The 13591-nt window shown below is 62.9% G+C and carries 12 protein-coding genes; 6 read left to right on the top strand and 6 right to left on the bottom strand.

Annotated elements, in window-relative coordinates; translation table 11 throughout:
* Positions 1-100 precede the first annotated feature (100 nt).
* From PMI11_RS10750 to PMI11_RS10740, 3 genes are all read left to right on the top strand, one after another.
* Positions 101-619, top strand: a complete 519-nt coding sequence (locus PMI11_RS10750) for a FecR domain-containing protein (RefSeq protein ID WP_037071110.1) — start codon at positions 101-103, stop codon at positions 617-619.
* 8 nt (positions 620-627) lie between these two features.
* Positions 628-2484 (top strand): CHASE2 domain-containing protein, encoded by a 1857-nt coding sequence (locus PMI11_RS10745; protein ID WP_037071100.1) that lies wholly within the window; start codon positions 628-630, stop codon positions 2482-2484.
* 98 nt (positions 2485-2582) lie between these two features.
* A complete protein-coding gene (locus tag PMI11_RS10740) occupies positions 2583-4496 on the top strand; it encodes a DEAD/DEAH box helicase (RefSeq protein WP_007816557.1) in 1914 nt (637 codons plus the stop codon).
* A gap of 53 nt (positions 4497-4549) precedes the next feature.
* Here the strand turns inward: PMI11_RS10740 and PMI11_RS10735 are convergent, their stop codons facing one another.
* Entirely contained in the window at positions 4550-5332 is a 783-nt protein-coding gene (locus tag PMI11_RS10735; protein ID WP_007816555.1) for an alpha/beta fold hydrolase, read from the bottom strand.
* 165 nt (positions 5333-5497) lie between these two features.
* Between PMI11_RS10735 and PMI11_RS10730 the strand changes: the two genes are divergently transcribed.
* From PMI11_RS10730 to PMI11_RS10720, 3 genes are all read left to right on the top strand, one after another.
* Complete coding sequence (locus PMI11_RS10730) at positions 5498-6160, top strand: class I SAM-dependent methyltransferase (protein ID WP_007816553.1); 663 nt, start codon at positions 5498-5500, stop codon at positions 6158-6160.
* Between the two features lie 96 nt (positions 6161-6256).
* Positions 6257-6709, top strand: coding sequence for a MarR family winged helix-turn-helix transcriptional regulator (locus PMI11_RS10725; RefSeq protein WP_007816552.1), 453 nt, complete (start codon positions 6257-6259; stop codon positions 6707-6709).
* A complete protein-coding gene (locus PMI11_RS10720) occupies positions 6706-7947 on the top strand; it encodes a multidrug effflux MFS transporter (RefSeq protein ID WP_007816550.1) in 1242 nt (413 codons plus the stop codon). The genes PMI11_RS10725 and PMI11_RS10720 overlap by 4 nt, the downstream gene beginning before the upstream one ends.
* Here PMI11_RS10720 and glp read toward each other — a convergent pair.
* Genes glp through PMI11_RS10695 form a run of 5 tightly spaced genes read right to left on the bottom strand, consistent with a single transcriptional unit; the run spans position 7916 to position 13379 of the window.
* The gene (gene glp, locus PMI11_RS10715; RefSeq protein WP_007816548.1) at positions 7916-9139 is read right to left on the bottom strand and encodes a molybdopterin molybdotransferase MoeA; all 1224 of its coding nucleotides are present in this window, start codon (positions 9137-9139) and stop codon (positions 7916-7918) included. The genes PMI11_RS10720 and glp overlap by 32 nt on opposite strands.
* Positions 9136-9633, bottom strand: a complete 498-nt coding sequence (moaC, locus tag PMI11_RS10710; protein WP_007816547.1) for a cyclic pyranopterin monophosphate synthase MoaC — start codon at positions 9631-9633, stop codon at positions 9136-9138. The genes glp and moaC overlap by 4 nt, the downstream gene beginning before the upstream one ends.
* A gap of 1 nt (position 9634) precedes the next feature.
* Positions 9635-10447: an indole-3-glycerol phosphate synthase TrpC gene (gene trpC, locus PMI11_RS10705; protein WP_007816533.1), complete on the bottom strand. Its 813-nt coding sequence runs from the start codon at positions 10445-10447 to the stop codon at positions 9635-9637.
* A 9-nt stretch (positions 10448-10456) separates the two neighbouring features.
* Entirely contained in the window at positions 10457-11473 is a 1017-nt protein-coding gene (gene trpD, locus PMI11_RS10700) for an anthranilate phosphoribosyltransferase (protein WP_007816531.1), read from the bottom strand.
* A gap of 13 nt (positions 11474-11486) precedes the next feature.
* Positions 11487-13379, bottom strand: a complete 1893-nt coding sequence (locus PMI11_RS10695) for a SurA N-terminal domain-containing protein (protein WP_007816528.1) — start codon at positions 13377-13379, stop codon at positions 11487-11489.
* Positions 13380-13591: the final 212 nt, after the last annotated feature.

Here is a 13591-nt window from a genome sequence, read left to right as displayed (position 1 = left end):
TCACGTTTTTGCATAGGGAAACCGGCGAATTCAGCTAGTATGGGCCGCCGGCGCATTCGAGAATGTACCTGATGGTCACGAGGGGCGGATCATGAAAGCCATGTCAGCAATCTCCCGCAGCCTGTTTTCCGCTGTGCTGATCATCAGCCTGCTGCCCGATGGCGCAGCTTATGCCCAGTCTGCCGGCTGCGCGATTTCACGTGCGGCAAACGGCAATCAGATTTTCCGTTGTCCTGGTGGCGTCAACATCACCGCTGAGCGTGGCGCATCCTTCAAGCTCACCGACCGCAATCGCGATGGCAGTCCGGATTCGCTTGCGTTGCGCAGCAAGGCTGCTCTCGTCGACGTCGACAGCAGCCAGCACCGCGGCGGCTTCCAGGTGGTGACGCCGCAGGCGATCGCTGCCGTCCGCGGTACGCAATGGGCCGTCGATGTCAAAGGCGGCACGACCTCCGTACTGGTCACCCGCGGGCGCGTCGGCGTGCGGCGTCCGGAAGGTGCGGCTGTCGTGCTTGGACCGGGCGAGGGTGTGGACGTAACGCGCGGAACCGCTGCGCTCACCGTCCGCACGTGGCCGGCGCCCCGCGTCGCGGCCCTTCTTTCACGCCTCGGTCAATAAGTCGTCTCATGAACCGTCGGCTTCAGACTATGATCGCGCTGCTGCTTGCCGGTCTGTGGGGAGCGGCGCTCGGCTATTTCCATCTGCAGTCGGACTCCGGCCTCATGGAGCGGATGGAGGCCACGCTAGCCGATCTGCGCAGCACAATCGTCGGCGTCCGCGCGCCGCCCGATATCGTTTCCATTATCGCGATCGATGACCGTACCGCCGCAGCACATGGCTATCCGCTCAAGCGGGAGAAGCTTGCGCAGCTCGTCACGTCCATCGGCGCGTTGAAACCAGAGGCCCTGGCTCTCGATATATTGCTTGTCGATCCCGATACGGAGGAGGGGGATGCGGCGCTTGCAACGGCTATTGGGGCGACGCCCAGCATCATCGCCGGTGCTGCGACCTTTCCACAGAGTCTCCAGTCGGTGACAGCGAATGCGGAGGATCCGCTTGCCGCGATCCCCGAAGCGCAGCAGCTTCTGCTGCCGCAGCCTCGCTTTGCAGAGGCTGCGGCGCTCGGCATCGTCAATGTGGCGACGGACCAGAGCGGCGTTCCGCGATTCATTCCGCTGTTTTCTCGCGCCGCCGACCGGTTGGATGCAGCCTTTCCGTTGCGCGTCGCCTCGGTTGCGCTCGGCGCCGAACCGTTGATCGAAAGCAATGGCATCCGGCTTGGCGCCCGCCGCATTCCAACGGACACGGGCCAGCGCCTGCCGCTGACCTTCTATGGTCCTGCAGGCAGCATCCGCACCTTCAGCGCTGTCGACGCGCTCGATGGCAAGCTGCCGGCGGATGCCATTACCGGCAAGGTGGTGGTGATCGGTGCGACCGTGACCGGCGGCGGCGATGTCTTTCCGACGCCGTTCGATCCCATCCTGCCGGGCGTCGAAGTGATGTCGACGGCGATCACGCATCTGATAGCAGGCGACGGCATGGTGCGTGACAGCAGGACACGGCAGGCGGATGCCGGCATTGCGACGGCCTTGCCCATTCTTCTGGTCGCACTGATCGCATGGCGCCGCAGCGCCCTCGGCTTCGTCATCATCGGTCTGACGGTCATTGTCTGGGCGATGCTCAACCTTGCTGCCTTCGCGAACGGCTATTGGCTGAGTGCTGCGTTGCCGATTGCCGCCGCCCTCCCACCCGCAGTTATTTTCGGGGCCGCAGAACTCTGGCGCGACCGAAGCCGTGCGCGGCACTTCGCCGACCAATCCGAGCGGCTGCAGCGCATCGAGGCGCCGGGCCTCGGCGAATGGCTCGCGCGCGACCCAGCCTTTTTGGCCGAGCCGGTGCGGCAGAATGCCTCCGTCGTCTTCATCGACCTCTCAGGCTTCACCGGCCTCAGCGAAGCGGTCGGACCGGCCGCGGTGCGGGAGATTCTCAGCAGCTTCTTCGAACTGATCGACGAGGAAGTGCGGCTGCTTGGCGGGGCGATCACCAGCTTCATGGGCGATGGAGCCATGATCCTCTTCGGGCTGCCGGAACCAACGGCCGACGATGCAGCTCGGGCAACAGCCTGCGCCGTGCGGCTCGCCGACCGCACACGCAGCTTCCTCGCAGGCCATCCGGAGCTTCGCCGCAGGAAGATAGGCTTTAAGCTCGGGGCCCATTGCGGCCCGATCGTCGCCTCACGGCTCGGCAGCGGCGACCGGCAGCAGATCACCGCGACAGGCGATACCGTCAATGTCGCACAGCGGCTCATGGAGGTGGCGGCAAGCCGTGGCGCGGAGCTTGCGCTCAGCGCCAACCTGCTCAACGCCGCGGGTCCGGAAGCCGTCCCATCGCTGGCAAGGCAGTTGACCGGACCGTTCGAGACGAGGATTCGCGGGCGCTCCGGCAGCATCGCCATCTACACATGGCGTGGCGAGACACTTTGACATTCGCAGCCGGAGCGAGTAGGAACGGCCCAACTCTTCGGCCGGACGATTCCGGCTACGACGCGTTATGCGTCTGACAGCTCCGAAAGATCGAACACATGACTGACTATAACGGCGTCTCTCCGGCGATCGCCAAGGCGTTGCAGAAGCGCGGCTATACCGAGCTCACCCCTGTCCAGAAGGCGATGCTCGATCCGGCGCTCGCAGCATCGGACGCACTCGTCTCCGCGCAGACTGGCTCGGGCAAGACCGTCGCATTCGGGCTGGCGCTTGCGCCAACGCTTCTGGGAAGCGCCGAACGGTTCGGCCCAGCCGCTGCTCCCGTTGCCCTCGTCATCGCGCCGACGCGCGAACTGGCGCTGCAGGTGAAGCGCGAGCTGGAATGGCTTTATGAAATGACCGGCGCCGTGATTGTCAGTTGCGTCGGCGGCATGGATATCCGCAGCGAGCGCCGCGCGCTGGAGCGTGGCGCCCATATCGTCGTCGGCACGCCGGGACGCCTCTGCGACCACATCCGCCGCAATGCGCTGGATATGAGCGAGCTGAAGGCCGCAGTGCTGGACGAGGCGGACGAGATGCTCGATCTCGGCTTCCGCGAAGATCTGGAATTCATCCTTGACGCAGCGCCAGACGAGCGGCGTACGCTGATGTTTTCCGCCACCGTTCCCGCAGCCATCGCCAAGCTGGCGAAGAGCTATCAGCGCGATGCCGTGCGCATCAGCACGCAGGCGGAAGAAAAGCAGCATATCGATATCGAGTATCGTGCGCTCGCCGTCTCGCCGAGCGATCGCGAAAACGCGATCATCAATGTTCTGCGTTATTATGAAGCGCGCAATGCGATCGTCTTCTGTTCGACGCGTGCTGCCGTCAATCACCTCACGGCACGGTTCCACAACCGCAATTTCCACGTCGTAGCTCTCTCGGGCGAATTGACGCAGAACGAGCGCAGCCACGCGCTGCAAGCAATGCGTGACGGGCGGGCGCGTGTCTGCATCGCAACCGACGTTGCAGCGCGCGGCATCGACCTGCCGGGCCTCGACCTCGTCGTACATGCCGATCTGCCGACCAATCCGGAAACGCTGCTTCACCGCAGCGGCCGCACGGGCCGTGCGGGTCGTAAGGGTGTCAGCGCTCTCATCGTGCCGCTCAACGTTCGCCGCAAGGCCGAACGCCTGCTCGACAATGCCGGCATCGCTGCCACCTGGGCGCGGCCGCCCTCCGTGGAAGAAGTGACGGAGCGTGATGACGAGCGGCTGCTGGCCGACCCGATCTTCGCCGATAAGCCGCAGGAGGAAGAGCAGGGGCTGGTGCAGAAGCTGATCGCGAGCCACGGCGCCGAGACGCTTGCCGCCGCTTTCGTGCGCCTCTACCGCGCTAACCAGTCCGCGCCAGAAGATCTGATCGAAGTTTCGGTGCAGGATGATCGCGCCCGCAAGCGCCGCGACAATGGCGAGGCACGTGAATTCGCACCGGCGCAGAAGGGACCGCGCGACGATTTCGGGCCCAGCGTCTGGTTCTCGGTTTCCGTCGGCCGCAAGCAGAATGCCGAGCCGCGCTGGCTGATCCCAATGCTCTGCCGCGCCGGCAACGTGACCAAGCGGGAGATCGGCGCGATCAAGATGCAGCCGGACGAGACCTTCGTGGAAATCGCCGCCGACAGCGCTGAGAGCTTTCTCGGCGCCCTCGGCCCGAACAAGACGATGGAGCGCGGCATCCGCGTGGTCAGGCTGAACGGTACGCCGGATTTCAGCAAGCCCGCCTACGCCAAAAAGCCGTTCGAAGACCGCGGCGAGGATCGTTTCCGCAGCGACAAGCCGAAGGGCAAGTTCGGCAAGGACAGGCCTGCCGGCATCGGGCGTCAGGACGACAAGCCATGGACGAAGAAAGGCCCGAAGCCGAAATTCGAAGGCGCCAAATTCGAGGGCGGCAAGAACAGGTCCGAAGGTGCAAAATTCGAGGGCCCGAAGTTCGATGGTGGCAAGGGCAAATTCACCAAGAAGAAAGATCGCTAAGGCGTTCGCCGGCCGCACCAGTAAGGTGATGCGGCCGACAGGCTGCAGCGGCTTCAGCTCTTGTCGCTGTGACCGGCTGCTGCGAGGATGAGATTGGCGACGGCAAGCGGCTGTGAGATCAGCGAAACGTGGCTGGCGTCGAGTTCGATCGTCGTTGCGTTCATGCGCTTTGCCATGAAGCGTTCGAGATCCGGATTGATGGTGCGGTCATTTTTCGAGACCGCGTACCAGGACGGCTTGGAGCGCCAGGCAGCGACCGTCGTCTTGGCGTTGAACAGCGTATCGGAAATGCGGCCCTGCACGGAATAAAGTGCCTTGGCGCGGGCAACCGGCAGATCGCCGGCGAAATCCCTGACGAAAGCTTCCTCACTCAATTGCGCATAACCGCCGCTGTGAACCAGGCCTGCACTGGCAGGCGGCGTCGGATACTGCTTGGCGAGCGCGGTATAATCCTCGCCGGCATCAGGGGCGCGGGCAGCGATATAGACAAGCGCCGTTACCTTCGGATCAACGCCGGCCTCGGTGACGAGCATGCCCGAATAGGAATGGCCGACGAGTACGGTCGGGCCGTCCATCAGCGCCAGGATGCGCTTGGTTGCCTCGATGTCATCGGCAAATGAGGTGAGGGGGTTCTGCACGGCCATCACATTCAGGCCGGCAGCCTGGAGATGAGGGATGACGTCCAGCCAGCAGGATGCATCGGCATAGGCGCCATGGACGAGAACGACATTCTTCGCCTTGACTATATCGGCGGCCCGGCCGGCGGCCGGAAACATGCTGAGTGCGGCCCCTGCAACGAGCGCGGCCGAGAATGAGCGTCTGGTGATCAGTTGCATAACGTGTCCTCCGGCTTGTAGGAAATCTGGGGCGATGCCCTTCGGGATCGCTGAACAAAAGTTAACCCGAGACGTGGGCTTCCATAACTATACAAAGGTCCAGCGAGGTATTATGCCATCCAGCGGGGCCTGATAGCCTGTCACAGCGAGGGCAATCGATACCAGATGAGACCGGCTTCAGCAGATGATCGTCTCGACCTGACGGCCTTCATCGAAGCGAACCTGCCGCTTGCGAGTGTTCCTTCGATCCCTAACATAAGATTGCATATGGCGACGCCGAGGAGCGGCCTCTATCGTCTTGTAATGGCTGACGATTCCGATCTGATGCCGCCTTACTGGGCCTATCCCTGGGCGGGCGGCGCAGTGCTTGCGCGCTATCTTTTCGACCATTCCGAAGAGGTGGCCGGCAAACGTGTCGTCGATCTCGGCACCGGCTCCGGCCTCGTCGCCATCGCGGCGATGAAATGCGGTGCAGCCCATGTGCTCGCAATCGATATCGATGCGAAGGCGATCGCTGCGGCGCAGCTGAATGCTGATGCCAATGATGTCGTGATCGAGACGCGGCTCGGCGACATCATCGAGGATACCCCGCCTGCCGCCGACGTACTCCTGGCCGGCGATATCTTCTATGACGAGGCGTTGGCGGAGCGTGTTCTGCCTTTCCTTGAACGCTGCCGTACGGCCGGTCTCGATGTGCTTATCGGCGATCCGGGCAGGGCACCTCTGCCGACGAACTCCCTGCAGCAGGTTGCGGACTATGCTGTGCCGGATTTTGGCGGAGCTAAGGGCAGCTCGACCGCCACCAGCGCGGTCTTCCGATTAAGGTGAAACGAGGCGAATGCTCTCATCAGGCTACGTGGCGACACTTTGGCCTTGCATTAAAATAGATGACATGTCATCTATTGCCATCCCATCGATATTCCTATGACTGACGACAAGATCACAACCTCATTCGGGAGCCTCGTCTCCCAGACCGCGCGCTACTGGCGCCGGGTCGCGAACCTGCGCCTGCAGCCCTTCGGACTGACGGAAGCGACATGGCTGCCGCTGCTGCGCATCGCCCGATCGCCGACGCCCATGCACCAGAAGGAACTGGCGGCCTCGCTGTCGCTCGACAATTCCTCGGTCGTGCGCCTGATCGACAATCTGGAGAAGGCGGGACTGGTCGAGCGGCGGGAAGGCGAGGACAGGCGAGCCAAGGAGATTCTACTGACGGAGGAGGGCAGGAAGACCGTGGAGGAGGTAGAGCGCGTGGCACAAAGTATCCGCGAGGAGGCGCTTGCTCTTCTCCCGCGCGAGGACATCGAAACCACATGGCGCGTGCTCGATCACATCAGCGACGTGCTTGCCCGGCAGCTTGAGGAGCCTGAACAGTGAATTCGTATCCCGGCCCGATAACCGAAGCCCGACCGCTTGGTGTGAAGCTTCACATACCGATCTGGCTGCTCGGGTTGATCACCTTCAGCGGCACGCTTGCCATGCATATTTTCGTGCCCGCTTTGCCGGCGGCGGCAACCGATCTCGGTGCATCGATCGGCGAGATGCAACTGACCGTCAGCCTCTACATATTCGGTCTTGCCGTCGGCCAGCTTATCTATGGGCCGCTTTCGGACCGTTACGGGCGGCGGCCGGTACTAATGAGCGGGCTTGTGCTCTATACGATTGCCGGCCTTGCGGCGCTGGTTTCACCCGGCGTGCATGCGCTGATCGCAGCAAGGCTCTTTCAGGCTTTCGGCGGCTGCGCCGGTCTCGTGATTGCACGCGCCATCGTGCGCGACACGTCCAGTCCCGATGAAACGGCCAAGCGGCTTGCGATCATGAACCTGATGGTCACGGTCGGGCCGGGGCTTGCACCGATCGTCGGCGGCGCGCTTGCCGCCACGCTTGGCTGGCGCTCGATCTTCGTGGCGCTCTGTATACTCGGTATCGTCAATCTGCTGCTGACATGGCGCAAGGTGCCGGAGACGGGCACGCGCAATGTCGAAACCTCGGTGAAATCGCTGAGCCGCGATTATCTCGGCCTGCTCGCTTCGCGCTCCTTCGTCGGTTACGCGATCGGCGGCGGCTGTGCGACGACCTCCATGTATGCCTTCACCGCGTCCGCGCCCTTCATTGTCATCAACGAGCTCGGCCGACCGGCAACCGAAGTCGGCATCTGCCTGGCGCTGCTGATCTTTGGTTACTGGATCGGCAGCATGATCGCCACACGGCTGATCGGCCGGTTTGCGATGAAGCGGCTGATGGTGATGTCCAACCTCGTCAGTATCGCCGCCGCGCTCGTCTTCTTCGGCTTTGCCGCCACCCATCATCTGACGCTGCTGCCGATGATGGCCTCGATCATGGTCTATACGATCGGCGCGGGTGTGGCCTCTCCCAACGCGCTGACGCTCGCCGTCAGCGTCAATCCAAAGGTCACCGGTTCGGCCTCCGGCCTTTATGGCTCAACGCAAATGGCTGTTGGAGCCGTCTGCAGCGCACTTTCCGGCATCGGCGGCGATCCCGGCCTTGCAGCTGCTACCGTCATTCTAGGCGCAAGCGTGCTGGCGCAGCTCTGCTTCTGGATTGCGGTGACTTCAGGAAATATCAGGCGAGGAGATCTGGCCGCAGAAGCATGACCGGGCAGCTGGTTCCTGCCGGCAATTCCGGCGCATGCGGCGGGCGGATGATCAGGCAGTCCGAACGGGCGAAAGCCTTCATCATCGATGAATCCTGTTTGTCGAAGGGTTCGACCAGCCAGCCGCCAGCAGCGGATTTCGAGAGCTTCGCGCGCACATAATCCTGGCGGTGGTCATTGGCGCGCAAATTGACGGCTGCCTCGACCGTTGCATCGCGCTGGACAGGCGGCAGCGAGGCGCGCTTGCGGATCAGCGGCTCAAGGAAAAGCAGCGAGCAGACGAGGCTCGAGACCGGATTGCCGGGCAGGCCGAGCACCTGCGTCTCGCCGAAGCTGCCGACCATCAGCGGCTTGCCGGGGCGCATGGCGATGCGCCAGAAATCGAGTTGCATGCCGGCCTCGATCAACGTGGCCTGCACCAGATCGTGGTCGCCGACGGAAGCGCCACCGAGCGTGACGATCACGTCAACCTTGGCATTACGCGCCTTGTCGATTGCCGCGGTAATCGCAGCCTTATCGTCAGGCACGATGCCGAGATCGAGCACATCAGCGCCGGCCCTGCGAGCAAGGGCAGCGATGCCAAAGGTGTTGGATGCGATGATCTGCGACGGGCCGGGCGTGCTTCCCGGCGGCAGCAGTTCGTCGCCGGTCGCGAGGATCGCCATCAGCGGGCGGCGCAGCACCTCGACATCCGGCCGGTTCATGCCGGCGGCAACCGTCAGCCGTGAGAAATCGAGCACCGTACCGGCGGAGAGCACGGCTTCACCCTCGACGAAATCCTGACCGCGGGGGCGAACATGCTGGTTCTGCCGTACGGGAAAATTCGTTCTGATCCCGCCTTCGATCTTTTCCGCATCCTCCTGCAACAGGACACTGTCGGCGCCCGAAGGAACAGGCGCGCCGGTGAAGATGCGAACGGCCTCCCCCTGACCGACACTTCCCTCGAAGCCATGTCCGGCCGAGGATGTGCCGATGACCTTCAGCACCGCGCCGGGCTCCGGCGCATCCTCGCGGCGCAGCGCATAGCCATCCATGGCGGAGGAATTGAAGGGCGGTTGGGTCAGGCCAGCCGTCAGATCAGCGGCAAGGACGCGACCTTCGGCCGCGGACAGCGGCAGCGTTTCGGATGCCGCGACGGGATTTGCGCTGGAGAGCAGGCGGCTCAGGGCTTCAGCGACTGGCAGAAGGTTCATCTCGCCTCCGGATGGCGGAAATCGCCGGATTTGCCGCCGGATTTTTCCAGCAGCCTGACGCCACCGATTTCCATTGCCTTGTCTGCGGCCTTAGCCATGTCGTAGATCGTCAGACACGCGACCGAGACGGCGGTCAAGGCTTCCATCTCCACGCCGGTCTTGCCGGTGAGCTTGGCAGTCGCGGTGACGCGAAGGCCGGGCAGGGCGGCGTCTTCCTCGATCTCGACCGTGACCTTGGTCAGCATCAGCGGATGGCAGAGCGGTATGAGGTCGGCTGTCCGCTTGGCGGCCATGATGCCGGCAAGACGGGCGGTGCCGATGACGTCGCCCTTCTTGGCATTGCCTTGCCTGATGAGATCAAGTGTTTCGGGCGCCATCTTCACGTGGCCTTCTGCGATAGCAATGCGCAAGGTCTCTGCCTTGTCGGAGACATCGACCATATGCGCCTCGCCGGCAGCGTCGATATGGGTGAGGCCGGGCTTGACGCCGCTCATATCATTCGGCCGCGATGGCGGCTTCGCCAAAGAGCAGCGCGCGGGTGGCGGCCGTCACGTCGTCCTTGCGCATCAGGCTTTCGCCGACGAGGAAGGTGTTGATGTCAACAGCCTGCAGGCGCTTGCAGTCTTCGTTGGTGAATATGCCGCTTTCGCCGACCAGAAGCCGGTCTGCCGGAACCATGGCCGCCAACGTCTCGCTGACTGTCAGGCTGACCTCGAAAGTGCGCAGGTTGCGGTTGTTGATGCCGACGAGCGGGGATGAAAGCTTCAGGGCGCGCTCCATTTCAGGCGCGTCGTGAACCTCGACAAGTACGTCCATGCCAAGCGAGAAGGCCTCATCCTGCAGACGCTCTGCGTCGTCATCGCTCAGCGAGGCCATGATGAGCAAAATGCAATCGGCACCCCAAGCGCGGGCTTCATGGACCTGATAGGTCTCGAACATGAAATCCTTGCGCAGCGCGGGCAGGGCGCAGGCGGCACGCGCTGCCGTCAGGAATTCCGGGGCGCCCTGAAAGCTCGGCGTATCCGTCAATACGGAAAGGCAGGCGGCGCCACCGGCTTCATAGGCCTTGGCGAGTGCCGGCGGATCGAAATCCGGACGGATCAGGCCCTTGGACGGGCTTGCCTTCTTGATTTCGGCGATCAGGCCGAACCGGCCGGCATCGCGCTTGGCGACGAGCGCCTTGTAGAAACCGCGCGGCGCGGACTGGCCGGCCTGCATGGCCCTCAGATCTGCAAGCGAGGTCTTCGCCTTCGCGGCAGCGATTTCCTCACGCTTATAGGCTTCGATCTTCTTCAGGATATCGGTCATGAGGCAATCCTAGTCGATATCGTTGGATACGGCGATCAGTTTGTCGAGCGCTGCGGCCGTGGCGCCGCTATCCAGCGATTCCGTTGCGAGCTTCATGCCGTCACGGATCGTCCCGGCCTTGCCTGCAATGACGAGGGAGGCGGCGGCATTGGCGAGCGCTATATCGCGATAGGCATTCTTTGCGCCACCGAGCACGTCGCGGAGTGCCGCCGCGTTGACGGTGCCGTCGCCGCCCTTGATATCGGCGAGCACGCAGGGCGTTACGCCAAAATCGGCCGGTGACAGCTCGAAAGTGCGGATCTGGCCGTTCTCGAGCGCAGCAACGCTGGTCTTGCCGGTCGTGGTGATCTCATCGAGGCCGTCGCCGTGGACAACCCACACATTTTCGGAGCCAAGATCGCGCATGACTTCGGCAAGCGGCACGACCCATTGCGGCGCGAAGACACCGAGAAGCTGGCGCTTGACACCAGCCGGATTGGAGAGGGGGCCGAGCAGATTGAAGATGGTACGCGTGCCGAGTTCGACGCGCGTGGGGCCGACATGACGCATGGCCGAATGATGCTGCTGCGCGAACATGAAGCCGACACCGGCCTCGGCGATGCAGCGCGAGATCATTTCGGGGGTGACTTCGAGATTGACGCCAAGGGCGGCAAGACTGTCTGCCGCACCGGATTTGGAGCTCAGCGCCCGGTTGCCATGCTTGGCAACCGGAACACCGGCGCCGGCGACGATCAGCGCCGCCAGCGTCGAGATGTTATAGGTGCCACTGGCATCGCCGCCCGTGCCGACGATATCGATCGCATCGGCGGGCGCTTCCACCCGCAACATCTTGGAGCGCATCGTGGTGACGGCGCCGACGATCTCGTCAACCGTCTCGCCGCGGACGCGCAGCGCCATCAGGAAGCCGCCGATCTGCGAAGGCGTTGCCTGGCCGGACATCAGGATATCGAAGGCCTGGCGGGCCTCGTCACGGGTCAGGGGCTCGCGGCTTGCTGCCTTGGCCAGAAGCGGCTTCAGATCGGTCATGCGTCGCTTCTCCCTAGCGGACGGTTGCCTGTTCGGCGAGGGTCCGGTTGACCTCTGCACCATACTGGCTCTGCAACAGGTTGACCATCTGATCGAGAATGTCGTCACCGGCCTGATTTGCGATGGTGGCGATCTGCTGGTCGCGGTTGTTCAAGGCATCGGTCGTCGGCTCTTCGTTGACGTCGGTCACCTTCAGCAGGATCTGCGTGCTCGGATCGGCGCCGACGGCCGTTGCGACGGTATCTACAGGACCGGAGAAAGCGGCGTTGACGGCGGCGCGGCCGAGAACGGGATCGTCGGTCGAGCGGGTAACGCCGCTCTTGCTTTCGACGGCGATGCCGAGCGGGGTGGCGATATCGGCAAGCGAGGTGCCCTTCTGCGCCTGAGCCTTCAGCTCGTCGGCCTTCTTGGCAAGCTCGGCCTTCTGCTGCTCGGCTGTCCAGTCCTGAACAGCCTTGTCACGCACTTCTGCGAGCGGACGATCGCGATCAGGCATGACGTCGCGCACGTCGAACCAGACATAGCCGTCATTGCCGAGGGAAATTGCAACCGTATCAGCGCCGACATCGGTCTTGAAAGCTTCCGGCAGAAGCTGCTGCTGTGCCGGAATATCCTTGACCGGGTTGCCGTCCTTGTCTGCACCGGTCATGTCGACGGCGTCGATAACAACGGCCTTCAATTTCAGCTGGTTGGCAATCTCTTCGAGGGATGTGCCGCCGGCGCGCATATCCTCGATGCGGTCGTGAACATTGATGACTTCCTGCGATGCATTGGCGACGGAAAGCTGCTTGCGAAGCTCTTCCTTAACCTCGTCGAAGCTCTTGGTGGTCTCCGGCTTGATATTGGTCACGCGCAGGATCACCGGACCGAAGGTACCGTCGACGACAGCCGTGGTACCGCCATCCGCCTTCACCGCGAAGGCAGCCTCGGCAACGGCCTGATCCGGAACCTTGTCCTTGGTGAATTCGCCGAGCAGCACGTCACTTGCGGTCTTGCCCTGATCGATGACGAGCTGGTCGAAGCTCGTGCCGCTCTTCAGCGCGGTTTCCGCTGCATTGGCGAGATCCTTGCTGGCGAAGGTCAGCTGCTCCAGCGTGCGGCTTTCCGGCGTCGTGTAAGCCGCCTTGGCCTTGTCGAAGGCTTCCTTGATCTGGTCGTCGGTGACGGTCGTGGGATCAGCGATATCATCAGCCTGAAGCTTCAGATAGGCGATCTTGCGGTATTCCGGCGCGCGGTAGCGCTGCTTGGCGTCTTCGAACCACTTGGAGAGCACATCGTCGGCGGGCGCCTTGATCGGCTCGATATTGGCGTTGGTGAGCAGCAGGTAATCGACGCTGCGGCTCTCATTGCCATAGAGTTTCAGCGCGTTGACGAGCGTTGCAGGCGCCTGGAAGCCGTTGGCGACGGCTTCGATGATCTGGCTGCGGACAGCCTGCTTGCTGCGATCCTTGATATAGTCGTCTTCCCGGATGCCGGCATTGCGCAGACGAGAGGTGAAGAGCGAGCGGTCGAACTGGCCGTTGACTGCCTTGAAAGCCGGATCGTCGCCGATCAACTGGGCAAGGCGGTCTTCGGAAAGGCCAAGGCCCATGTCATCGGCAAGCTGGTCTAGCGAGGCACCAGCCAGAAGCTGGGCAAGCACCTGCTGTTCAACGCCGAAAGCGCGGGCCTGCTCCGGTGTCAGGCGCACGCCGTATTGCTGGCCGAGTTGGGCGACCTGGCGCTGATAGGCGAGACGGAATTCATTGACGTCCACATGCTGGTCGCCGACGGTGACCACCGTCGTGCTGTTGCCGCCGCTTATCAGCTCTCGCGATACGCCCCAGATGCCGAAGGAGCCGACGAGCAGGAGCAGGAGCAGCTTGGCAACCCAGGTCTGAGCAGCTCTTCTCAGAAGATGGAACATGGAAACGCAAACCTCGCATTATCATTGGCCCAGAAGGGCAGACATTCGTCGTTCCATAAAACAAAGCTGCGAGGAAATGAAGGCTTGTCGCATGAAAAGCTTGCGGGACTTGCACACACTCTCGCCAACCCGCCGCGAGCGACAAAAGATGCTTGATTGCGGAACCTTTACAGTCTTCATTTCGTTGAAGCGGCATTCCATCAAACAGGAGC

The organism is Rhizobium sp. CF142 (genome assembly GCF_000281145.1).
Classification (GTDB): domain Bacteria; phylum Pseudomonadota; class Alphaproteobacteria; order Rhizobiales; family Rhizobiaceae; genus Rhizobium.
Note: the sequence above shows the minus strand (reverse complement) of the source record. Positions and strands in the feature narration are given on the sequence as shown.

What these genes read in the sequence shown, in the direction of transcription:
- moaC (WP_007816547.1), bottom strand. Translation starts at nt 9,633, where the DNA reads ATGAGCGGCGTCAAGCCCGGCCTCACCCATATCGACGCTGCCGGCGAG.
- glp (WP_007816548.1), bottom strand. Translation starts at nt 9,139, where the DNA reads ATGAACCTTCTGCCAGTCGCTGAAGCCCTGAGCCGCCTGCTCTCCAGC.
- PMI11_RS10745 (WP_037071100.1), top strand. Translation starts at nt 628, where the DNA reads ATGAACCGTCGGCTTCAGACTATGATCGCGCTGCTGCTTGCCGGTCTG.
- PMI11_RS10750 (WP_037071110.1), top strand. Translation starts at nt 101, where the DNA reads ATGTCAGCAATCTCCCGCAGCCTGTTTTCCGCTGTGCTGATCATCAGC.
- PMI11_RS10695 (WP_007816528.1), bottom strand. Translation starts at nt 13,379, where the DNA reads ATGTTCCATCTTCTGAGAAGAGCTGCTCAGACCTGGGTTGCCAAGCTG.
- trpC (WP_007816533.1), bottom strand. Translation starts at nt 10,447, where the DNA reads ATGACCGATATCCTGAAGAAGATCGAAGCCTATAAGCGTGAGGAAATC.
- PMI11_RS10735 (WP_007816555.1), bottom strand. Translation starts at nt 5,332, where the DNA reads ATGCAACTGATCACCAGACGCTCATTCTCGGCCGCGCTCGTTGCAGGG.
- PMI11_RS10725 (WP_007816552.1), top strand. Translation starts at nt 6,257, where the DNA reads ATGACTGACGACAAGATCACAACCTCATTCGGGAGCCTCGTCTCCCAG.
- PMI11_RS10730 (WP_007816553.1), top strand. Translation starts at nt 5,498, where the DNA reads ATGAGACCGGCTTCAGCAGATGATCGTCTCGACCTGACGGCCTTCATC.
- PMI11_RS10740 (WP_007816557.1), top strand. Translation starts at nt 2,583, where the DNA reads ATGACTGACTATAACGGCGTCTCTCCGGCGATCGCCAAGGCGTTGCAG.
- trpD (WP_007816531.1), bottom strand. Translation starts at nt 11,473, where the DNA reads ATGACCGATCTGAAGCCGCTTCTGGCCAAGGCAGCAAGCCGCGAGCCC.